The organism is Pseudomonas sp. B12(2026) (genome assembly GCF_057767015.1).
On sequence record NZ_CM173430.1, the window covers coordinates 2,283,435 to 2,303,938 of the forward strand.

A 20,504-nucleotide genomic window follows, 5' to 3' on the forward strand; every position below is an offset into this window, starting at 1 on the left:
GTGCCAACTTGCTCGGGCCCCTGATTTCCGGGCTTTGCGGCTGGGCAGTGCGGGTGTCCGGCCGGGGGGCTGCACTGCGCTGATGCGTTTTGAACCGATCTGGTGCGGCCTCAACCGCGATGCAGCAGCCAGAGGATCAGCCCCAGGTTGATCGCCAGGGACGCCAGCGCAACCCCGCGCCAGACCCTGAGCGGCTCGCGTTCCAGCAGCGGACGCGGGCGTGCCGGTGCCTGGCGTTCGCCCTGTTCCAGGGCCAGCAGGCATTCCTCGGCGGTCTCGAAGCGCTGCTGCGGCTGCACGGCGATCAGCCGCGCCAGCCAGTCGTCCAGCCAGGCCGGCACGTCCGGGCGGTAGCGGCTGACCGGCGCGGGCGTGCCGAAGCGCGGGTGCTGGAAGGCTTCGATCTCGCCGTAGGGATACTGCCCGCAGAGCAGCCGGTACAGCGCGACCCCGGCGGCGTAGAGGTCCTGGCGGACATCCGGCGCGGCGCCCTGGAAGGTTTCGGGGGCCAGGTAGCTGGGCGTGCCGGGCAGGTCGTGCGCCTCGTCGCGGGACAGCCCAGGGCAGTAGGCCAGGCCGAAGTCCAGCAGGCGCAGTTCGCCGTCGTCGGCGCGGTGCAGGTTTTCCGGCTTGATGTCGCGGTGCAGGATGTTGCGCCGGTGCAGCTGGCCCAGGCCGCGCAGCAGGCGCTGGGCGATGTCCAGCCAGTCCGGCAGGTTCAGCGGGCCGTTGAGCCTGAGGTGCTCGTCCAGCGTCTGCCCCGGGTATTCGCGCATCACGTAATAGAGGTGCTGGCGTTGCGGCAGGCTGTGCAGTTCGGGGAAGTAGCGGCCCTGCACGCGGCGCAGGAACCATTCCTCCAGCAGCAGGGCCTGGGCGGCCTCGGGCGAGTCGCGCAGCGCCGCCGGCAGGGTCTTGAGCAGCCAGGGACGATTCTGCCGGTCGCGCACGCGGTAGATCAGCGACTGGCGGGACTGGGCCAGTTTGCCCGCGACCTGCCAGCCCTCGAACTCCTGTTCGTCCCGCAATGCCGGTGGCGCCGGCCAGTGCTCGAGCTGGGCGAGGGCGTCACCCAGGCTCGCGGGGGGCAGTTCGTCCACGCGCAGGAGCAGGGCGCTGGCGTTGTCCTGGCTGCCGGCCAGGTGCGCGGCGCTGACCAGGGCGTCGGCGCAGGCCTGTAGCGATTGCGCGTCTTCCAGCAGGCGCTGGATGGCGTTGTCGCCGAGCGCGGCCCAGACGCCATCGCTGACCAGCAGGAAGCATTGCCCGGCCTCCAGCTCGCCGTCGCGGTAGTCCACCACCAGATGCTGGTCGAGGCCCAGCGCGCGCTTGAGCACGTGCTGCATGCCGGGCTGCTCCCAGACGTGGTCCAGGGTCAGGCATTCCAGCTGCCCGGCGTGCCAGCGGTACAGGCGGCAGTCGCCGACGTGGGCGAGGGTGAAGCGCCGGCCGCGCAGTACCAGGGCGGTGAGGGTGGTGAGCAGCGGCTGGCCGCCGCCGTTGGCCTGCAGCCAGCGGTTCTGCGAGATCAGCAGGCGGTCGAGGGCCTGGGCGACGGCCCAGGTCTCGGGGGTGGCGTAGTAGTCGGCGGCCAGCGCCTGGAGCGTCAGGCGCGCGGCCAGGCCGCCGTCGGCGCAGTGGCTGACGCCGTCGGCGATGGCGAACAGGTGTCCCTTGCTCGCCGCCAGCCCTGCGGGCGGGGTGACCACCCGCAGGGCGTCCTGGTTCTCGTCGCGTGGGCCGGTGGCGCTGGCCTGGGCGAAGCTCAGGCACAGCTCTTCGTAGGAGCGAGCTTGCTCGCGAACGGTTTTCCCGGCGACTCCGGCATCAAGCATTTCGCGAGCAAGCTCGCTCCTACAGGTCATGGCTACACCCGCGCCGCGGTAACGGCGGCGCTGCCCCAGGTGGTGCGCCAGCGCGCCTTCACCGCGTGCAGGCCGAACCAGGCGAGCACGCCGAGGCTGGCGAACAGCCACAGGCCGAGCTGGTAGTCGCCGGTGGCCTGCTTGATCGCGCCCAGGCCGGCGGTGAGGCAGAAGCCGCCGATGCCGCCGGCCATGCCGATCAGCCCGGTCATCACCCCGATGGTCTGGCGGAAGCGCTGCGGCACCAGCTGGAACACCGCGCCGTTGCCGGCGCCGAGGCTGAGCATGGCGGTGACGAAGAGGCTCAGCGCCGCCACCGCGCTGGGCAGGTGGAAGCCCACGGCGGCGATGCAGATCGAGGCGGCGGTGTACATCACCAGCAGGCTGCGGATGCCGCCGATGCGGTCGGCCAGGGCGCCGCCCAGCGGGCGCATCAGGCTGCCGGCGAAGACGCAGGCGGCGGTGTAGTAGCCGGCTTTCACCGGGTCGAGGCCGTACTGGTCGTGGAAGTAGCCGGGCAGGGTGCTGGCAAGGCCGAGGAAGCCGCCGAAGGTCACGCTGTAGAAGAACATGAACCACCAGCTGTCGCGGTCACCCAGCGCCTTCAGGTAGTCGCCCACCGCCTTGGGCGCGGGCCGCTCCGGGGCGTTGCGGGCGAGCAGGGCGAACACCGCCAGGGCGGCCAGCAACGGGATCAGGGCGAAGCCGAAGACGTTCTGCCAGCCGAAGGCGGCCGCGATGGCCGGGGCGAACAGCGCGGTGAGCACGGTGCCGGAGTTGCCCGCGCCGGCGATGCCCATGGCCTTGCCCTGGTGTTGCGGCGGGTACCACTGCGAGGCCAGCGGCAGCGCCACGGCGAAGGCGGCGCCGGCCATGCCCAGCAGTACGCCGAGGACCAGCGCTTGCTCAAGGTTGTGGATGCCCAGCTGCCACGCGCCGAACAGGGTGAGGATAACGGTGACCTGGCCGAATAGCCCGGCGCTCTTGGGCGACCAGCGATCGGCCAGCAGGCCCATGAGGAAACGCAGGATGGCGCCGGAGAGGATCGGCGTGGCGACCATCAGCGCGCGCTGCTGGGTGGTCAGTTGCAGGTCGGTGGCGATCTGCACCGCCAGCGGGCCGAGGACGTACCAGACCATGAAGCTCAGGTCGAAATACAGGAAGGCGGCAAACAGGGTCGGCGCATGGCCGGCTTTCCAGAAACTCGTGTTCATCGAACACCTCGTCAGCAACGGTTGAGTACCCCGGTCAGGCACGCCCTTGGCGGCTGCCGGTGCTGCCAGCCCCTGCGCCGGGGCAAACGAAAAAGGCGTCGCTCCACCCACCGCTGTGCGCGGGTGTGGATGCGACGCCTTTGTCGAAGTCGGGTAATCGCCGTTGACTACCATCGCCCTGCGTGCAGCAAGGTATGGGCCAAGAGTAAAAAGTCTTTTAAAACCAACGAGTTGACGCAGGTCTTGAGGTGTTCGCCGTGCCCCAGCGGGGCGCCCGGAAGCCGGGCGTGCTCCCCGTTGGGGCGGTGTTTCAGGGCGAGGGCGGGGAGGGGAAGACCACCGCCGGCCCCTTGGGCGCGCTGCCCGGCGGCAGGTACGCCGGGGCGCTCTGGCCGGCCGGCCCGAGCTGGCGGACGTAGCGGTAGATGCCGCGCAGGTCGTCGTCGCTCATCACGCGCAGCGCATGGGACGGCATGGGTGGACGGAAATTCGCCTGGTGCGCGGTGGCCAGCCACTGTTCCTCGCTGTAGCCCTGCATGTACAGGCGCAGGTTGCTGGGGTAGGTGGTGCCCCAGGGGCCGCTCCAGCCCAGCTGGTCTCCGGTGAGCCAGGCGCTTTCCGGCACCTTCTCGGGGGCCATGGCGTAGCCGGGGGTGTGGCAGTCGTTGCAGCCGGCGATCTGCACCAGATAGCGGCCGCGTTGCAGGGGATCGGTGTCCGCCGCCGGGCTCGGCGCGGACAGGGTCAGGATCGGCAGGCACAGACAGCTGGACAGCGCGCCCACCCGAAGGAAGGACGGCATTGGGAGTTCTCCTCTGATGGCGCCGCGGTTCGAATGAAGTGGGATTCGCGGCTCCAGAGGTATAGCGCGTGGCCAGTATCCGTGCCGGGTGCGGCTCAGGCGATCCAGTTCACATTGGGAAATGTGTCACGGAACGCCGCGGGAATCGGCATGACCTTGCCGGCCTGGTAGTCGAAGAACACGAAGCCGGACTTGGCCATGGCCACCAGGGTGTCGTCGGCCGGGCGGCTGATGCGGAAGATGATGTCGCCGCCGTACTTGTTGAAGTCCATGACGCCGACCTCGAACAGCAGCTGGTCGCGGGCATGGGCCTCGGCGCGGTAGGTGGTGGCCAGATCGGTGACGATGATGCCGGTCTCGCGGATGCCGTGGTCGAACAGGAAGCGCGCGCGGGCCTCGGAAATCATCGAGATCATCGAGTCGTTGCCCAGGTGGTTGGCGCCGTTGATGTCGGTGACGCGCACGGTCAGGCGGGTGCTGTAGAGGAAGCGTTCGTCGGGAAATTCCAGTTTCAGGCGGGCCATGGGGCGCTCTCGGATCACGGGGGATGCGCCATTGTACGGAGCCCGCCGCCGGTTTCGCAGCGCCATTGGCGGGCTGAATGGGCGGCGGGCTGAGCGAGTGCGTCAGTGCGCCAGGTTGACGTGGTAGAAGGTCACGCGGGCGCCTTCATCGTCGGGCCCCTTGTTGTCGTTGATGTAGGCGCCGGCCTTGAAGTAGAGCAGCTGCTTGCTCCAGGTCGAGCTCAGCGCCTGGCGGTAGTACTGTTTCTCGCCATCGGAGGTTTCCGCGCGCAGACCCATCTGGCCGGTGGAGGTCACGCGCAGGCTGTAGGTGAGGCGCTCGTTCAGGCGCACATCGGTGAGCAGCGGGATGTTCTTGCTGGCGCTGTCATCCGGGTGGTTGCGCACCAGGGCTTCGATGCTGCCGGTCTTGGTGTCGGGGTCGTAGTGGTACTGCAGCTTCACCAGCGGCTCGCCGTCGCCGCTGGTGGGCGACTTGCTGTGGATCTGGCCGATGATGACCTTGTTCTCCGAGGGCACGCGGTTGACGCTGAGGGTGGCGCGCAGTTCGTTGTCGCCGCCGGTGTAGTACCAGTTGTAGAGGCTGCCGTCGCGTTTGGTCTCGCGCAGCTCGGTGCGCGGGTAGGTGCTGTCTTCGGTGTGGGAGCCGGTGACCGGGACCCAGAACACGACGCTGTCGTCGACGCGCTTGAAGTAGCTGCTCTGGTAGCCGTTCAGCAGTTGCTGGGTGGTGATTTCGGTGGGGCGGGGATCGGTTGGGACACTCAGGTTCCAGGTAGAAAGGTCGATCATGCTGTCTCGCTCGCGAGGGGTTCGGGCGCGACCGGCGGGTTCCTGGCCGGCGGGTCGCACTGCGGACTTCCATGGTCATGCAATGGAAGCGAGGATGGCCGCACGACGTGTCGCGCGGCGCAGGGAGGATACGCAGCGATCGCGCGGGCGGGGGCCAGCAGGCCGGCTGGCGTTCTGATCGCGGGGTGCCGCCGCTGGCAGATGGCCGGTCAGTGGCCGAGCATCTCGTGCATCGCGATGATCTGCTCGGCCACCTGCACCAGCTTCTGCTGGCGGCCCATGGCCTGGCGGCGCATCAGGGTATAGGCCTCTTCCTCGGAGCAGCCCTTCATCTTCATCAGCAGACCCTTGGCCAGTTCGATGCGCTTGCGCTCGGCCAACTGCTGTTCGCGCGCCTGCAACTGCGCGCGCAGCGCCTGGTCGCTCTCGAAGCGGGCCATGGCGACGTCGAGGATCGGCCGCAGGCGCTGGGCCTGGATGCCCTCGACGATGTAGGCGCTGACCCCGGAACGGATGGCCTGGCGCATCACCTGCGGGTCGTGCTCGTCGGTGAACATGACGATGGGGCGGGGCTGGTCGCGGCTGACCAGCACCACCTGTTCCAGCACGTCGCGGCCGGGGGATTCGGTGTCGATGAGGATCACGTCCGGACGCAGGGCTTCCACGCGCTGCGCCAGGTCGAGGGTGAGGCCGGATTCGTCGACCACCTCGAAGCCGGACTCCACCAGCGCCGCCTTGAGGCGCCCGACCTTCTTCGGGGTGTCGTTGATCAGCAGGACGCGCAGCATGCTCAACCTCGCTCCGCCAGGGCGTTCAGTTCGAAACCGCGGGCATAGCCGGCCGGATCGCTGCCATCCCAGACGCGGCCGTCGATCAGGGTCGAGGCGCGCATCTCGGCGCGCGGCACGGGCACGCCCACGGCGCCGGCGGCTTCGCGGTACAGGTCGAGCCGCTGGACCTGGCGGGCGATGCCGAGGTAATCGACGTCCTCGCGCAGCAGGCCCCAGCGGCGGAACTGGGTCATGAACCAGATGCCGTCGGACAGCCAGGGGACGTTGGCCTGGCCGTCGTTGAAGAAGCGCAGCGGATGGGCATCCTGCCAGGCGTGGCCGAGGCCGTCCTGGTAGTGGCCGAGCAGGCGCGGCTCGATGCTGGGGAGCGGGGCGTCGACGTATTCCTCGCTGCTGATCAGGCGGGCGGCGCCGCGCAGGTTGTCCGCGCTGGCCTCGATGAAGCGGCTGGCGTCGAGGATGCTCATGACCAGCGCGCGGGCGGTGTTGGGGTATTGCTCGACGAAGGCGCGGGTGGTGCCCAGCACCTTTTCCGGGTGGTCCGGCCAGATCTGCTGGCTGGTGGCGAGGGTGAAGCCCAGGCCTTCGTCCACCGCCAGCGGCCCCCACGGATCGCCGGCGCAGAAGCCGTCGATGCGCCCGGCCCTGAGGTGCGCCACCATCTGCGCCGGCGGCACCACCAGCGAGCGCACGTCGCGCAGCGGGTGGATGCCGTGGCTGGCCAGCCAGTAATACAGCCAGAGCGCGTGGGTGCCGGTGGGGAAGGTGTGCGCCAGGGTCAGCGCTGCACCGTTGTGGCGCACGTGGTGCCGGAGTGCTTCGGCGCAGGTCACGCCGTCGCGCATCAGCGGCGCGGCGAGGTTGATCGACTGGCCGTTCTGGCACAGCCCCATGAGCACGGCCATGTCGGTGGCCGGTGTACCGCCCAGGCCGAGCTGCATGCCGTAGATCAGGCCATAGAGGCCCTGCGCCGCGTCCAGCTCGCCGCTGAGCAGGCGGTCGCGCAGGCCGGCCCAGGAACTCTGCCGCTGCAGGTTGAGGGTCAGGCCGTGGGGCTGGGCGAAGCCCTGGGTGGCGGCGACCACCAGGGATGCGGAATCGGTGAGGGCCATGAAGCCCAGGTTCAGTACGCTCTTCTCCGGCGCGTCGGAACCGGCGACCCAGGCCAGGCTGTCCGGTCGGCCGCTTGTGCTGTCGATCATGTCCACCTCTGAAGGCAAAGGGCGTCGCTCCACCGGCCGTCGATGGACGGGGGCGACGCCATCGTCTTTCAGGGCCCGCCGTTGGGCTGCCTGTTGCAGGGCTCACAGCAAGGGGTGTGCCAGGCGCGGCGGAAAAAAGAAGCCCCGCCACAGGGGCGGGGCGCAGAGGAAGGGAGCGCACCTCTGGAGGGTTCCATCAAGGGCACCTGAGCAAGGGATATCGGCAGGGCCTGCTGTCACCATAGCCGCGCGGGCCGCGGTCGCAACGGTCAATAAGTATTAGGCCCATCGTGAGCCAGGCGCCGCCCGCTCTAACGCGGGCGCCGGAAAAGAAAAACCCCGCACAGGGCGGGGCTTTTCGTCACGCGGGGATCACTCAGGCCTGGACGACCGGGATCTTCGCGTTGGCTGCGGCTTCGCGGAACTCGGCGATCTGGTCGAAGCTCAGGTAGCGGTAGATATCGGCAGACATGCTGTCGATGTCCTTCGCGTAGGCCATGTACTCCTCGACGGTCGGCAGTTTGCCGATGATCGAAGCGACGGCGGCCAGCTCGGCGGATGCCAGGAACACGTCGGTGGCGTCGCCCAGACGGTTCGGGAAGTTACGGGTCGAGGTGGAGACCACGGTCGAACCGGTCTGTACGCGAGCCTGGTTACCCATGCACAGCGAGCAGCCCGGCATTTCCATGCGCGCGCCAGCCTTGCCGTAGATGCCGTAGTAGCCTTCCTCGGTCAGCTGGTGGGCGTCCATCTTGGTCGGCGGAGCCAGCCACAGACGGGTCGGAATGCCACCCTTGACCTTGTCCAGCAGTTTGCCGGCAGCGCGGAAGTGACCGATGTTGGTCATGCAGGAACCGATGAAGACCTCATCGATCTTGCGGCCCTGGACGCTGGACAGCAGACGGGCGTCGTCCGGGTCGTTCGGCGCGCAGAGTACCGGTTCCTTGACGTCGGCCAGGTCGATCTCGATGACCGCGGCGTATTCGGCGTCCTTGTCGGCTTCCAGCAGTTGCGGGTTGGCCAGCCAGGCTTCCATCGCCTGGGCGCGGCGCTCCAGGGTGCGGGCGTCGCCGTAGCCTTCGCCGATCATCCAGCGCAGCAGGGTGATGTTGGACTTCAGGTACTCGGCGATGGCTTCTTCCGGCAGCTTGATGGTGCAACCGGCAGCCGAACGCTCGGCGGAGGCGTCGGACAGCTCGAAGGCCTGTTCGACGGTCAGGTCGTTCAGACCTTCGATCTCGAGGATGCGGCCGGAGAAGATGTTCTTCTTGCCCTTCTTCTCGACGGTCAGCAGGCCGGCCTGGATGGCGTAGTAGGGGATCGCATGGACCAGGTCACGCAGGGTGATGCCCGGTTGCAGCTTGCCCTTGAAGCGCACCAGGACCGATTCCGGCATGTCCAGCGGCATCACGCCGGTGGCAGCGGCGAAGGCGACCAGGCCGGAACCGGCCGGGAAGCTGATGCCGATCGGGAAGCGGGTGTGCGAGTCGCCGCCGGTGCCGACGGTGTCAGGCAGCAGCATGCGGTTCAGCCAGCTGTGGATGATGCCGTCGCCCGGACGCAGGGAGACACCGCCGCGGGTCATGATGAAGTCTGGCAGGGTGTGGTGGGTCTTGACGTCGATCGGCTTCGGATAGGCGGCGGTGTGGCAGAAGGACTGCATCACCAGGTCGGCGGAGAAGCCCAGGCAAGCCAGGTCTTTCAGCTCGTCGCGGGTCATCGGGCCGGTGGTGTCCTGGGAACCGACGGTGGTCATCTTCGGTTCGCAGTAGGTGCCCGGACGTACGCCCTGACCTTCGGCCAGACCGCAGGCGCGGCCAACCATCTTCTGGGCGAGGGTGAAGCCCTTGCCGCTGTCGGCCGGCGCTTCCGGCTTCTTGAACAGGTCGGACGGAGCCAGGCCCAGCTCGGCACGGGCCTTCTCGGTCAGGCCACGGCCAACGATCAGCGGGATACGGCCGCCGGCGCGGACTTCGTCCAGCAGGACCGGGGTCTTCAGCTCGAAGGTGGTGACCACTTCGCCGCTGTCATGACGCACGACCTTGCCTTCGTACGGGTACACGTCGATGACGTCGCCCATGGCCAGGTTGGTGCAATCGAATTCGATCGGCAGGGCGCCGGCGTCTTCCATGGTGTTGTAGAAGATCGGGGCGATCTTGGTGCCGAAGCAGAAGCCGCCAGCGCGCTTGTTCGGAACGTGGGGGATGTCGTCGCCGAAGAACCACAGCACCGAGTTGGTGGCGGACTTGCGGGACGAACCGGTGCCGACCACGTCACCGACGTAGGCGACCGGGAAGCCCTTGGCCTTGACGGCTTCGATCTGCTTCAGCGGACCGACGGCGCCCGGCTGGACCGGCTCGATGCCGTCGCGGGCCATCTTCAGCATGGCCAGGGCGTGCAGCGGGATGTCGGGGCGCGACCAGGCGTCCGGAGCGGGGGACAGGTCGTCGGTGTTGGTTTCGCCGGGGACCTTGAACACGGTCAGGGTCAGCTTCTCGGCGATAGCCGGGCGGGCCTTGAACCACTCGCCTTCGGCCCAGGACTGCAGCACGGCCTTGGCGGCGGCGTTGCCTTTCTTGGCGCGCTCGGCGACGTCGTGGAAGGCGTCGAACATCAGCAGGGTGTGCTTGAGTTGCGCGGCGGCGACTTCAGCCAGCTCGGCGCTGTCCAGCAGCTCGACCATGGTGGCGATGTTGTAGCCGCCCTGCATGGTGCCCAGCAGCTCGACGGCGCGGGTCTTGCTCAGCAGCGGGGAGGTGGCTTCGCCCTTGGCGACGGCGGAGAGGAAACCGGCCTTGACGTAGGCGGCTTCGTCGACGCCCGGCGGCACGCGGTTGGTGATCAGATCGAGGAGGAATTCTTCTTCGCCGGCCGGCGGGTTCTTCAGGAGTTCGACCAGACCAGCGGTCTGCTCGGCGTTCAGCGGCTGGGGCACGACGCCCTGGGCGGCACGCTCTTCTACGTGTTTGCGGTAGGCTTCAAGCACAGTTTTTCCCTCATCAGTGGTCCCGGAGGACGCGTATCCAGGAGACCTCTCCGATCCATTCGTCAGGCATGGTGGACGGTAATCCACTGACCTACGACGGCACCGGCGATCTCCGGGCAGAAGCTGTTTTCAAAGTTTTACGCCGGTGTGGCCAGGGACGGATGGGTCTGAACGCTTGAGGGGGGCGCCCAGACCGCGCGGCTGCCGGAATCTGTGCTTCGTGACGCTTTGAAAACAGCTTCTTTCGGACAATGACGCCAAAAAGGCGAAGGGATTCTAATGGAAAAAGCCGGGGTTGGTAAGCCGGTTTGCTGCCGCGGGAAGGGTGATCTCGCCTAGACAAAGGGCTAAGATGCCGCTTTGCCTTTGTACTCGTCACAGCATGTCTTCTCAGCGCATCAAAACCCCCTGCGTCGGGCTCTGCTCGACGGTCTACGGCGATCTGGTCTGCCGCGGCTGCAAGCGTTTCCATCATGAGGTGGTGAACTGGAACCGCTATGGCGACGAGGAGAAACGCTCGGTGTGGAGCCGCCTGGAGGCGCTGCTGACCCAGGTGATGATGGCCAAGCTGGAAGTCTTCGACCCGCAGCGCCTGCGCGCCCAGCTGGAGCAGCGGCAGATCCGCTACGTTGCCGAACAGTCGCCGTACTGCTGGGCCTACCAACTGATCGCCCGCGGCTCGCGGATGATCAACCAGCTGGAGGCCTACGGCCTGGCACTGCTGCCGGAGTTCCGCGACTGGCCGCTGCCGGAACTGCGCGATGCCATCGACAGGGAGTTCTTCATTCTTTCCGAGGCGCACTACGAGCGCTACATCGCGCCCGGCTTCCTGGCCGAAGGGCTGGAGTCGCGGGGCTGATCTTCGCTCTGCAATAAGAAAGCCGCCCGATGGGCGGCTTTTTTGTCTTTCGTAGGACGGATTTTCCCGGCGGCTCCGGGGCTGGGCGCTTCGCGAGCAAGCTCGCTCCTACGGATGCGTCACGGCTGCGCGGCGAGCTCTTCGAGGTGGGCGATGATGTCGTCCGGCTTGAGCACCAGGATGTCGCTTGTCAGCGCATCCAGCACCACTTCGGCGGTATTGCCGATCAGCGCGCCGGAGAAGCCGGTGCGCGCCACGGTGCCGATCACGGTGACGGCGGCCGCCAGGTCGTGCGCGGCCCGCGGGATGAGCACGTCGGCCGGGCCCTCTTCGATATGCAGGTGCTGGTCGTCGACGCCGTATTCGGCCTGGAACGCCCGGCAGGCCTCGCGGTACTTCGCCTCGATGGTTTCGCTGAGCTGGAAGGTCGGGTCGGCGGCCGAGAGCATCGGCGAGGGGTGGGCGCTGATCACGTGCAGCTCGCCGTGGGCCAGTCCGGCGATGTCATAGGCGTTGCTGACGATGCCGGAGTGCAGGGTGCGGTGCTCGATGTCGCTGTTGCCCACGTCCACCGCCGCGAGGATGTTGCGCCCGGTCCAGGGTTCGCTGGTTTTCACCAGCAGCACGGGCGCGGGGCAGTGGCGCAGCAGCTTCCAGTCGTCGGGCGTCAGCAGCGCCTTCTTCAGCGGGTTGTCCGGGCTGTGCTGCTTGATCACCAGGCCGCAGCCTTCGGCCTGCTGCTCGGCGATGATGGTCTGCTGCAGGCTGTCCTTCCAGGCTTGCCGGCTGGAGCTGCTGAAGCCTTCCTGGCGCAACGTCTGGCAGAGTTCCTCGAGCGCCGCGCTGAAGTCGCCGCGCTTCTCGCAGGCCAGCAGGTGCAGGTGGGACTGGGTGACGCTGGCGATCAGCCGCGCCCGCTTCAGGGCGAGACCGTCCGGCTGGTCGGGGTCCACGACTACGAGGATGCTACGGATGGCTTGCATGATCGTCTCCCTTCGTGCGCGTTGTTTATGTGGAACAACTGTAGTCGCGATATCGCCGTCATGACGTTGAGGCATATCAAGGGTGGACGCTGGCTCCGCGCGACGGCATTCGTATAATGCTCCGCCTTTGTGACACCGGCCAGCGACGCGCCGGTGCGATGAGTCGGTGGAGTCTCGAGCATGCTGTCTGAAATCAGGGAATTCCTCGGTTGTGCCACGCCGGATGCGTGGGTGGAGGCCGCGCTGCGGGACCAGGCGGTGATGCTGATCGACCACAAAAACAACGAGTTCAAGGCCGCCAGCACCGCCCTGGCGCTGATCGCCAAGTACAGCGCCCACGAGGAGCTGGTGAACTTCATGTCGCGCCTGGCCCGCGAGGAGCTGCGCCACCACGAGCAGGTGCTGGCGATCCTGAAGAAGCGCGGCATCGCGCTGCGGCCGATCTCCGCAGGCCGCTATGCCTCCGGCCTGCGCGCCACGGTGCGCAACCATGAACCGCACAAGCTGGTGGATACCCTGATCGTCGGCGCCTTCATCGAGTGCCGCAGCTGCGAGCGCTTCGCCGCGCTGGTGGATTACCTGGACGCCGATCTGGCCAAGTTCTACGGCTCGCTGCTGAAGTCCGAGGCGCGGCATTTCCAGGGCTACCTGAGCCTGGCGCGGCGTTATGGCGATGACGCCGATATCGACCGTCGAATCGCGGAGATCCGCGAGGTGGAAGCCGGACTGATCCAGTCGCCGGACAGCGAATTCCGCTTCCACAGCGGCGTGCCCGCCGAGTTGGCGGCCTGATCCGCCCCGCCTGCTGGAATGAAAAAAGCGCCCGATGGGCGCTTTTTCTTTTTCTTTTGTAGGAGCGAGCTTGCTCGCGAACGAATATCCCGGCGATTTTGGTGCTGGGCTGGTTCGCGAGCAAGCTCGCTCCTACAGGTCCTGCATCAGTCCTTCACCTTCAGGTCCAGCGCCAGGTCGCGTGCGGCCTTGGTGGCGAGCACCCCCATCAGTTGGCCGATCTCGTCCTGGCGGCTGCTGGCGCCGGTCTGCCCGCCAGCCATCATCACGCTGGGCACCGGAGCCTGGGCGGCGGCTTCGGCCCATACCTTGTTGATGGCGATCAGCGCGTCCAGCTTGGGCTGCAACGCGCCGTCCGCCTTGATCACCGCTTCACGGGCGTAGGCCTCGGCGTCAGCGGTGATCTTGGTGGCCTGCGCGGTGACGGTGGCCTTGTCGCGCAGCAGTTCGGCGGTCTGCTTTTCGATCTCGGCGCGCTGCTTCTCGCGCTCGGCGTTGATCACCGCCAACTGCTTCTCGGTTTCCGCCTGGGTGGTGCGCTCGATCTGGTCGCGCAGGGTTTCCTGGCGCTTGGCTTCCACTTCCTTCTCGCCGCGGGCGGTGACCAGCAGCTTCTCTTCCTCTTCCTTCAGGCGGTTCTGGCGCGCCACGGCCAGTTCGGCCAGCGCCTGCTGGACCTTGACCATGCGTTGCTTGTACTGCGGGTTCGGGTCGACGTTGGTGATGCGCGCCTCCACCACTTCCACGCCGAACTTGCGGAACTGCTGCTGCTTGCGCACCGGGATGCCCTTGGCGTCGGTGACCTTCTCGGTGACGAACTGACTGGCGTTGTTGTCGCCGAAGCTGCCCTGTTCGGTGCCGGCCTGCAGGATTGCGGTCTGGTGCGGCATGGCGCCGCGCGGGCCGCGGACTTCCTTGCGCTTGATCAGGTACAGGCCGTCGTTGAGCTGGTTCTCGAACTCCGCGGCGAATTCGCTGCGCGCGCCGGCGTAGTAGTCGTCGGCGGTCATCAGCGAGGCGGTGGCCTGCAGGGTCTCCTTGATCGCCGGGACCAGCGCGGTGCGGATGAAGTTGTCCGGGTTGCGGTATTCCTGGGCCATTTTCAGGAACTGGTCGCCGCCGGGCAGGCGGAAGCGCGCGGAGGATTCGACCTTGGCGTCGACGTTGCCAAGGAAGACGATGGGAAAGGCTTCGATGGTGGCGCCCAGGGCGTCGTTGTCCGGGTTGTTGTCGTTCTCGTCCATGACCAGCACGGACTGCACGCTGATGGCCTTCTTCCAGGTGGTGGCACGGCCGAACCACTTGGTGGCGTAACCGACGTCGTCGACGATCTTCTCGTCGCCGAAGATGGTCCGCACGTGGGTCATGTAGCCGGCTTCGTTATAGAAGAAGACCCCGTTGAACAGGATGAACGCGGCGGCGACCAGCGCCAGGGGCAGGGCGCCGAACTTGATGAGGTTTCCCTTGCTGAACATGTTTCTTCCTTGAGTGAGCAAACCGGCGATGCTGCGCAAGGCGGCTGGTGCAGGTCAAGGGGAAATGTCTGGCAGTGCGGGTGGGTTAACGTCGGAAGGCCACCATTGCGGTGGCCTGGTGGCTCAGAGCGGGAAGGGCGCCTGCCGCATGCCCTGGTCGTCGGCTTCCAGGGCCCAGCCCTGGCTGTCCCAGTCGCCGAGGACGATGCGCCGTGCGGGGCGCCCGTCGATCTCCAGTTCGTGGACGGCGGGGCGGTGGGTGTGGCCATGGATCAGGATGCGCACGCCCTTGTCGCGCATGACGCGCTCCACTTCCGCCGGGGTGACGTCGACGATCTCGCTGGCTTTCATCCGCGTCTGCGCGCGGCTTTCCTTGCGCAGCTTGCGCGCCAGCTTGTGGCGGGTGGCCAGCGGCAGGTTGCGCAGGACGAACAGCGAGAGCGGGTTGCGCAGCCAGCGGCGCAGCTTCATGTAGGCCGCGTCGAGGGTGCACAGGCTGTCGCCGTGCATCAGCAGGATCTTTTCACCGCCCAGGTCGATCAGGCTGGGGTCGCGCAGCAGCGTGCAGCCGGCTTCGCGGCAGAATCCCTGGCCGATCAGGAAGTCGCGGTTGCCGTGCATCAGGTAGATGCGCGTGCCGCTGTCGGACAGTTCGCGCAGGGCGCGGGCGATGGCGTGCTGGAACTCGTCCATGCCGTCGTCGCCGATCCAGGCTTCGAAGAAGTCGCCGAGGATGTACAGCGCCTCGGCCGTGCGGGCGCGGGTGGAGAGGAAATGCAAGAACGCCCGGGTGATGTCCGGGCGTTCCGCTTCGAGATGCAGGTCCGAGATGAACAGGACGCTCATCGACTCACTCGCCGAGGATTTCGGCTTTCTCGATGATCACGTCGTCGGCCGGGACGTCCTGGTGGCCGGAGCGCATGGTGGTGGCGACGGTCTTGATCTTGTTGACCACGTCCATGCCGTCCTTCACTTCACCGAACACGCAGTAGCCCCAGCCCTGCACGGTCGGCGCGCTGTGGTTGAGGAAGTCGTTGTCGGCGACGTTGATGAAGAACTGCGCGCTGGCCGAATGCGGCTCCATGGTGCGGGCCATGGCGACGGTGCCGACCTTGTTGCCGACGCCGTTGTTGGCTTCGTTCTTGATCGGCTTGCGGGTGGACTTCTGCTTCATGCCCGGCTCGAAACCGCCGCCCTGGATCATGAAGTTGTTGATCACGCGGTGGAACACGGTGTTGTCGTAATGGCCGGCCTTCACGTACTCCTTGAAGTTGGCCACGGTTTCCGGCGCCTTGTCGTCGAAGAGTTCAAGGGTGATGTCGCCGAAGTTGGTCTGCAGTTTGACGGTGGTAGGCATCAGGGAATTCCGCTCTCTGGAAAAATCGAAGGCCTGTCAGGGGGTTGACAGCTTCGGCTATGATAAGCGCTTTGGTTTGGCTGGCCTACCCTGGCCGAACACCAGCATGATCAAGGACACCATGAGCAAGCCTACCGCCGATACGAAAGAAGCCACTGTTGCCGCCAACTTCCTGCGCCCGATCGTTGCGGCCGACCTGGAAAGTGGCAAGCACCAGAAGATCGTCACCCGCTTCCCGCCGGAGCCCAACGGCTACCTGCACATCGGCCACGCCAAGTCCATCTGTCTGAACTTCGGCCTGGCCAAGGAGTTCGGCGGTGACTGCCACCTGCGCTTCGACGACACCAACCCGGCGAAGGAAGACCAGGAGTACATCGACGCCATCGAGGCCGATGTGAAGTGGCTGGGCTTCGACTGGGTCGGCCCGGTGCGCTATGCGTCCAACTATTTCGACCAGCTGCACGCCTGGGCGGTGGAGCTGATCAAGGCCGGCAAGGCCTTCGTCTGCGACCTCAACGCCGAGGAAATGCGCGCCTACCGCGGTTCCCTGACCGAGCCGGGCAAGAACAGCCCGTTCCGTGACCGTTCGGTGGAAGAGAACCTGGACCTGTTCGCCCGCATGAAGGCCGGCGAGTTCGCGGATGGCGCCCGTTCGCTGCGTGCCAAGATCGACATGGCCTCGCCGAACATCAACCTGCGCGACCCGATCCTCTACCGCATCCGCCACGCCCACCATCACCAGACCGGCGACAAGTGGTGCATCTACCCCAGCTACGACTTCACCCACGGCCAGTCGGACGCCATCGAGGGCATCACCCACTCCGTCTGCACCCTGGAGTTCGAGGATCACCGCCCGCTGTACGAGTGGTTCCTGGCCAACCTGCCGGTCCCGGCCCAGCCGCGCCAGTACGAATTCGCGCGCCTGAACCTGAACTACACCATCACCAGCAAGCGCAAGCTCAAGCAACTGGTGGACGAGAAGCACGTCGACGGCTGGGACGACCCGCGCATGTCGACCCTGTCGGGCTACCGCCGCCGCGGCTACACCCCGGCGTCGATCCGCACCTTCTGCGACATGATCGGCGTGAACCGCGCCGGCGGCGTGGTGGACATCGGCATGCTGGAGTTCGCCATCCGTGACGACCTGGACGCCAACGCCAGCCGCGCCATGTGCGTGCTCAAGCCGCTGAAGGTGGTGATCACCAACTACCCGGAAGGCCAGGTCGAGGTCCTCGAGCTGCCGTGCCACCCGAAGCAGGACATGGGCATGCGCGTGCTGCCGTTCAGCCGCGAGATCTACATCGACGCCAGCGACTTCGAGGAAGTCCCGCCGGCCGGCTACAAGCGCCTGGTCCCGGGCGGTGAAGTGCGCCTGCGCGGCAGCTACGTGATCCGCGCCGACGAGGCGATCAAGGATGCCGCCGGCAACATCGTCGAACTGCGCTGCAGCTACGACGAGAACACCCTGGGCAAGAACCCCGAAGGCCGCAAGGTCAAGGGTGTGATCCACTGGGTGCCGGCCGCCGAGAGCGTGGAGTGCGAAGTGCGCCTGTACGACCGCCTGTTCCGCTCCGCCAACCCGGAGAAGTCGGAAGAGGGCGGCAGCTTCCTCGACAACATCAACCCGGATTCCCTGGTGGTGCTCAAGGGTTGCCGCGCCGAGCCGTCGCTGGCCAAGGCCACGGCTGTCGATCGCTTCCAGTTCGAGCGCGAGGGCTACTTCTGCGCCGACTCCAAGGACTCCAAGTTCGGCGCCCTGGTGTTCAACCGCACCGTGACCCTGCGCGATTCCTGGGGGCAGTAAGGCATGGCCGACTTGCAGATCTACAGCACGCTGTCCAAGACCAAGGACGCGTTCAAGCCGCTGCTGGGCAACCAGGTGCGCATGTACGTGTGCGGCATGACCGTCTACGACTTCTGCCATATCGGCCACGCCCGCGTGATGGTGGCGTTCGACGTCATCGCCCGCTGGTTGCGCCATCGCGGCTACGACCTGACCTACGTGCGCAACATCACCGACATCGACGACAAGATCATCCGTCGCGCCCAGGAGAACGGCGAATCGTTCGAGGCCCTGACCGCGCGCATGATCGCCGCGATGCACGAGGACGAGGCGCGCCTGTCGGTCCTGCGTCCGGACGTCGAGCCGCGCGCCACCGGCCATATCGCCGGCATGCACGAGATGATCCAGACCCTGATCGACAAGGGCTACGCCTACGCGCCGGGCAACGGCGACGTCTACTACCGGGTCGGCAAGTTCGCCGGCTACGGCAAGCTGTCGCGCAAGAAGATCGAAGACCTGCGCATCGGTGCGCGGATCGAGGTCGACGAATCCAAGGAAGACCCGCTGGACTTCGTGCTCTGGAAAGGCGCCAAGCCGGGCGAGCCGAGCTGGGAATCGCCCTGGGGCGCCGGGCGTCCGGGCTGGCACATCGAGTGCTCGGTGATGTCCACCTGCTGCCTGGGTGAGACCTTCGACATCCACGGCGGCGGCCCGGACCTGGTGTTCCCGCACCACGAGAACGAGATCGCGCAGAGCGAGGCGGCCACCGGCAAGCTCTACGCGGCCAGCTGGATGCACGCCGGCGCAGTGCGCGTGGACGGCGAGAAGATGTCCAAGTCCCTGGGCAACTTCTTCACCATCCGCGAGGTGCTGGAGAAATATCATCCGGAAGTCGTGCGCTTCCTGCTGGTCTCCAGCCACTACCGCAGCCCGATCAACTATTCCGAAGACAACCTGAAGGAAGCCAAGGGCGCGCTGGAGCGCTTCTACACCGCACTGCGCGGCCTGCCGCAGGTGGCTGCCGCGGGTGGCGAAGCCTTCGTCGAGCGTTTCGCCGCGGCGATGGACGACGACTTCGGCACGCCGGAAGCGGTGGCCGTGCTGTTCGAGATGGTCCGCGAGGTCAACCGCCTGCGCGACAGCGAGCCGGCGGCGGCTGCCGCCCTGGCGGCGCGCGTGCGTGAGCTGGGCGGCCTGCTGGGCGTTCTGCAGATGGACGCCGACGAGTTCCTCCAGGCTGGCGCGGCCGGCAAGGTCGATGCGGCGCAGGTCGAAGCGCTGATCCAGGCGCGCCTGGATGCCCGCGCGGCGAAGAACTGGGCAGAGTCCGACCGCATCCGCGACGAGCTGACCGCGCTCGGCGTGGTGCTGGAAGACGGCAAGGGCGGCACGACCTGGCGTCTCGCCGAGTAATCGCTTCCCGGGAATGAAAAAGGCCGCTGATCAGCGGCCTTTTTTCTGTCTGCCTTGGGTGTTGTCCGCGATTCACTTGGGGGTGATCGCGGACAAGGTCTGCTGCTCCTACACGTGCAGGTGTTCAGCCGCGTACAGGGTGTTTTCCAGCAGGCAGGCGCGGGTCATCGGGCCGACGCCGCCCGGAACCGGGGTGATCCAGCTGGCGCGCTGGGCGGCCACGTCATATTCCACGTCGCCCACCAGCTTGCCGTCGGCCTGGCGGTTGATGCCCACGTCGATGACGATGGCGCCTTCCTTGACCCACTCGCCCTTGACCAGGCCCGGCTTGCCGGCGGCCACTACGACCAGGTCGGCACGGCCCACGTGGTCGGCGAGGTCGCGGGTGAAGCGGTGGGTGACGGTCACGGTGCAGCCGGCCAGCAGCAGTTCCAGCGCCATCGGGCGGCCAACGATGTTGGAGGCGCCCACCACCACCGCGTTCATGCCGTACAGGTCGGCGCCGGTGCTTTCCAGCAGGGTCATGATGCCCTTCGGGGTGCACGGGCGCAGCAGCGGGATGCGCTGGGCCAGGCGGCCGATGTTGAAGGGATGGAAGCCGTCCACGTCCTTGTCCGGGCTGATGCGTTCCAGCAACTGGGAGGCATCGAGATGGGCGGGGAGGGGGAGTTGGACCAGGATGCCGTCGATGGCCGGGTCGGTGTTCAGGCGATCGATCAGCGCCAGCAGCTCTTCCTGGGTGGTGCTGGCGGGGAGGTCGTATGCCTGGGAGATGAAGCCGACCTCTTCGCAGTCCTTGCGCTTGTGCGCGACATAGACCTGAGAGGCGGGGTCGCTGCCGACCAGGATCACGGCCAGGCCGGGAATGCGCAGCCCCTGCTGGCGTCGCTCGTTGACGCGTTGGGCAATCTGCTGGCGGAGGCTGGCGGCGATCGCTTTGCCGTCGATCAGTTGTGCAGTCATGTCTGGGAGGTAACCATCGGGTCGGGTGAAAAAAGGACGCGCATTTTCGCACGCTGCCTTCATAAGGCAAAGGCGGACGTCCCCTGATTTGCCGTAACTCCTTTATCTCTTTGAATTTTTTTTGAAAAAGTTGTTGACGGGGTAGGGGCTCGTCGATAACATGCGCCCCGCTTGCCGAGCACAGCCTGAAGCGAAAGAAGAAGGCGGTGCAAACCGATTCAGTGGTTTCACTGATTCTGCTTAGCAAGGGTTGCCGCCACTAAAGCGCCCGTAGCTCAGCTGGATAGAGCATCCGCCTTCTAAGCGGATGGTCGCAGGTTCGAGTCCTGCCGGGTGCGCCATAATGGCGTTCGGTGACAAGCATGTAATATGGTGGGCGTAGCTCAGTTGGTAGAGCACAGGATTGTGGCTCCTGGTGTCGTGGGTTCGATTCCCATCGTCCACCCCATATTCCGAAGCGCCAGGCCTAGAGCCTGGCGTTTTCGTTTCTGCGGTACCCTGCGGACGTGGTGAAATTGGTAGACACGCTGGATTTAGGTTCCAGTGGCGCAAGCTGTGAGAGTTCGAGTCTCTCCGTCCGCACCATTCCTTACTTTCGCTGTCATGCGGATTTGTTCGAAAGCCCAGTAGTCATGGGCCTTTTAGGCCGAAAGTTCTTTCGGTGTCATTCGCGCTAAGTCGCTTCCAGCCTCAATTTTTTAGT

General features: G+C 66.4%; 17 protein-coding genes and 3 tRNA genes. 7 read left to right on the forward strand and 13 right to left on the reverse strand.

All coding sequences use genetic code 11. The features are described from left to right. Positions 1-110: 110 nt before the first annotated feature. The 8 genes from AC3B6A_RS10710 to acnB all read right to left on the reverse strand — a co-directional run bounded on the left by AC3B6A_RS10710 (position 111) and on the right by acnB (position 10,176). Positions 111-1,835 (reverse strand): bifunctional protein-serine/threonine kinase/phosphatase, encoded by a 1,725-nt coding sequence (locus AC3B6A_RS10710; RefSeq protein ID WP_488402626.1) that lies wholly within the window; start codon positions 1,833-1,835, stop codon positions 111-113. Between the two features lie 32 nt (positions 1,836-1,867). Continuing rightward, entirely contained in the window at positions 1,868-3,079 is a 1,212-nt protein-coding gene (locus AC3B6A_RS10715; RefSeq protein ID WP_488402627.1) for a nitrate/nitrite transporter, read from the reverse strand. 310 nt (positions 3,080-3,389) lie between these two features. Further along, the gene (locus tag AC3B6A_RS10720; protein WP_488402628.1) at positions 3,390-3,881 is read right to left on the reverse strand and encodes a c-type cytochrome; all 492 of its coding nucleotides are present in this window, start codon (positions 3,879-3,881) and stop codon (positions 3,390-3,392) included. A gap of 95 nt (positions 3,882-3,976) precedes the next feature. Beyond that, positions 3,977-4,405, reverse strand: coding sequence for a thioesterase family protein (locus AC3B6A_RS10725; RefSeq protein ID WP_488402629.1), 429 nt, complete (start codon positions 4,403-4,405; stop codon positions 3,977-3,979). A 102-nt stretch (positions 4,406-4,507) separates the two neighbouring features. After that, on the reverse strand, positions 4,508-5,197 hold the full coding sequence (locus AC3B6A_RS10730) for a polysaccharide lyase family 7 protein (RefSeq protein WP_488402630.1): 690 nt from the start codon (positions 5,195-5,197) through the stop codon (positions 4,508-4,510). Between the two features lie 209 nt (positions 5,198-5,406). Next, entirely contained in the window at positions 5,407-5,985 is a 579-nt protein-coding gene (locus AC3B6A_RS10735; protein ID WP_488402632.1) for an ANTAR domain-containing response regulator, read from the reverse strand. Positions 5,986-5,987: 2 nt separating this feature from the next. Continuing rightward, positions 5,988-7,190: a CmpA/NrtA family ABC transporter substrate-binding protein gene (locus AC3B6A_RS10740; RefSeq protein ID WP_488402633.1), complete on the reverse strand. Its 1,203-nt coding sequence runs from the start codon at positions 7,188-7,190 to the stop codon at positions 5,988-5,990. Between the two features lie 376 nt (positions 7,191-7,566). Continuing rightward, complete coding sequence (gene acnB / locus AC3B6A_RS10745; RefSeq protein WP_488402635.1) at positions 7,567-10,176, reverse strand: bifunctional aconitate hydratase 2/2-methylisocitrate dehydratase; 2,610 nt, start codon at positions 10,174-10,176, stop codon at positions 7,567-7,569. Between the two features lie 382 nt (positions 10,177-10,558). Between acnB and AC3B6A_RS10750 the strand changes: the two genes are divergently transcribed. After that, positions 10,559-11,035: a DUF1289 domain-containing protein gene (locus AC3B6A_RS10750; RefSeq protein ID WP_488402637.1), complete on the forward strand. Its 477-nt coding sequence runs from the start codon at positions 10,559-10,561 to the stop codon at positions 11,033-11,035. A gap of 119 nt (positions 11,036-11,154) precedes the next feature. On the opposite strand, the gene uspL is transcribed toward AC3B6A_RS10750, so the two are convergent. Continuing rightward, positions 11,155-12,018, reverse strand: coding sequence for a universal stress protein UspL (gene uspL, locus AC3B6A_RS10755; RefSeq protein WP_488402638.1), 864 nt, complete (start codon positions 12,016-12,018; stop codon positions 11,155-11,157). Positions 12,019-12,198: 180 nt separating this feature from the next. Here uspL and AC3B6A_RS10760 point away from each other — a divergent pair, with 180 nt between their 5' ends. After that, positions 12,199-12,810 carry a MiaE family protein gene (locus tag AC3B6A_RS10760; protein ID WP_488402640.1) on the forward strand — a complete coding sequence of 204 codons (612 nt, stop codon included), beginning with the start codon at positions 12,199-12,201 and terminating at the stop codon, positions 12,808-12,810. A gap of 146 nt (positions 12,811-12,956) precedes the next feature. Here AC3B6A_RS10760 and AC3B6A_RS10765 read toward each other — a convergent pair whose 3' ends face one another. The 3 genes from AC3B6A_RS10765 to AC3B6A_RS10775 form a co-directional block, all read right to left on the reverse strand. Further along, complete coding sequence (locus AC3B6A_RS10765) at positions 12,957-14,285, reverse strand: SPFH domain-containing protein (RefSeq protein WP_488402642.1); 1,329 nt, start codon at positions 14,283-14,285, stop codon at positions 12,957-12,959. Between the two features lie 123 nt (positions 14,286-14,408). Beyond that, positions 14,409-15,131: a UDP-2,3-diacylglucosamine diphosphatase gene (gene lpxH, locus AC3B6A_RS10770; RefSeq protein WP_488402644.1), complete on the reverse strand. Its 723-nt coding sequence runs from the start codon at positions 15,129-15,131 to the stop codon at positions 14,409-14,411. 4 nt (positions 15,132-15,135) lie between these two features. After that, entirely contained in the window at positions 15,136-15,642 is a 507-nt protein-coding gene (locus AC3B6A_RS10775) for a peptidylprolyl isomerase (RefSeq protein WP_488402646.1), read from the reverse strand. Positions 15,643-15,763: 121 nt separating this feature from the next. Between AC3B6A_RS10775 and AC3B6A_RS10780 the strand changes: the two genes are divergently transcribed. Together AC3B6A_RS10780 and cysS are read left to right on the forward strand one after the other, a co-directional pair. Beyond that, the gene (locus AC3B6A_RS10780) at positions 15,764-17,446 is read left to right on the forward strand and encodes a glutamine--tRNA ligase/YqeY domain fusion protein (RefSeq protein WP_488403565.1); all 1,683 of its coding nucleotides are present in this window, start codon (positions 15,764-15,766) and stop codon (positions 17,444-17,446) included. Between the two features lie 3 nt (positions 17,447-17,449). Then, a complete protein-coding gene (gene cysS, locus AC3B6A_RS10785; RefSeq protein WP_488402648.1) occupies positions 17,450-18,838 on the forward strand; it encodes a cysteine--tRNA ligase in 1,389 nt (462 codons plus the stop codon). 108 nt (positions 18,839-18,946) lie between these two features. Here cysS and folD read toward each other — a convergent pair whose 3' ends face one another. Next, positions 18,947-19,801 (reverse strand): bifunctional methylenetetrahydrofolate dehydrogenase/methenyltetrahydrofolate cyclohydrolase FolD, encoded by an 855-nt coding sequence (folD, locus tag AC3B6A_RS10790; RefSeq protein WP_488402649.1) that lies wholly within the window; start codon positions 19,799-19,801, stop codon positions 18,947-18,949. 264 nt (positions 19,802-20,065) lie between these two features. On the opposite strand from folD, the gene AC3B6A_RS10795 reads away from it, so the two are divergent. The 3 genes from AC3B6A_RS10795 (at position 20,066) to AC3B6A_RS10805 (ending at position 20,386) form a co-directional block, all read left to right on the forward strand. Further along, positions 20,066-20,142: transfer RNA gene (locus AC3B6A_RS10795), tRNA-Arg, on the forward strand. Between the two features lie 31 nt (positions 20,143-20,173). Further along, a tRNA-His gene (locus AC3B6A_RS10800) sits at positions 20,174-20,249 on the forward strand. Between the two features lie 52 nt (positions 20,250-20,301). Next, a tRNA-Leu gene (locus AC3B6A_RS10805) sits at positions 20,302-20,386 on the forward strand. Positions 20,387-20,504 lie beyond the last annotated feature (118 nt).

Excerpts from the sequence above, each read along its gene's own strand:
- AC3B6A_RS10710 (WP_488402626.1), bottom strand. The coding sequence starts at position 1,835 with ATGCTTGATGCCGGAGTCGCCGGGAAAACCGTTCGCGAGCAAGCTCGC.
- AC3B6A_RS10715 (WP_488402627.1), bottom strand. The coding sequence starts at position 3,079 with ATGAACACGAGTTTCTGGAAAGCCGGCCATGCGCCGACCCTGTTTGCC.
- AC3B6A_RS10720 (WP_488402628.1), bottom strand. The coding sequence starts at position 3,881 with ATGCCGTCCTTCCTTCGGGTGGGCGCGCTGTCCAGCTGTCTGTGCCTG.
- AC3B6A_RS10725 (WP_488402629.1), bottom strand. The coding sequence starts at position 4,405 with ATGGCCCGCCTGAAACTGGAATTTCCCGACGAACGCTTCCTCTACAGC.
- AC3B6A_RS10730 (WP_488402630.1), bottom strand. The coding sequence starts at position 5,197 with ATGATCGACCTTTCTACCTGGAACCTGAGTGTCCCAACCGATCCCCGC.
- AC3B6A_RS10735 (WP_488402632.1), bottom strand. The coding sequence starts at position 5,985 with ATGCTGCGCGTCCTGCTGATCAACGACACCCCGAAGAAGGTCGGGCGC.
- AC3B6A_RS10740 (WP_488402633.1), bottom strand. The coding sequence starts at position 7,190 with ATGATCGACAGCACAAGCGGCCGACCGGACAGCCTGGCCTGGGTCGCC.
- AC3B6A_RS10750 (WP_488402637.1), top strand. The coding sequence starts at position 10,559 with ATGTCTTCTCAGCGCATCAAAACCCCCTGCGTCGGGCTCTGCTCGACG.
- uspL (WP_488402638.1), bottom strand. The coding sequence starts at position 12,018 with ATGCAAGCCATCCGTAGCATCCTCGTAGTCGTGGACCCCGACCAGCCG.
- AC3B6A_RS10760 (WP_488402640.1), top strand. The coding sequence starts at position 12,199 with ATGCTGTCTGAAATCAGGGAATTCCTCGGTTGTGCCACGCCGGATGCG.
- AC3B6A_RS10765 (WP_488402642.1), bottom strand. The coding sequence starts at position 14,285 with ATGTTCAGCAAGGGAAACCTCATCAAGTTCGGCGCCCTGCCCCTGGCG.
- lpxH (WP_488402644.1), bottom strand. The coding sequence starts at position 15,131 with ATGAGCGTCCTGTTCATCTCGGACCTGCATCTCGAAGCGGAACGCCCG.
- AC3B6A_RS10775 (WP_488402646.1), bottom strand. The coding sequence starts at position 15,642 with ATGCCTACCACCGTCAAACTGCAGACCAACTTCGGCGACATCACCCTT.
- AC3B6A_RS10780 (WP_488403565.1), top strand. The coding sequence starts at position 15,764 with ATGAGCAAGCCTACCGCCGATACGAAAGAAGCCACTGTTGCCGCCAAC.
- cysS (WP_488402648.1), top strand. The coding sequence starts at position 17,450 with ATGGCCGACTTGCAGATCTACAGCACGCTGTCCAAGACCAAGGACGCG.
- folD (WP_488402649.1), bottom strand. The coding sequence starts at position 19,801 with ATGACTGCACAACTGATCGACGGCAAAGCGATCGCCGCCAGCCTCCGC.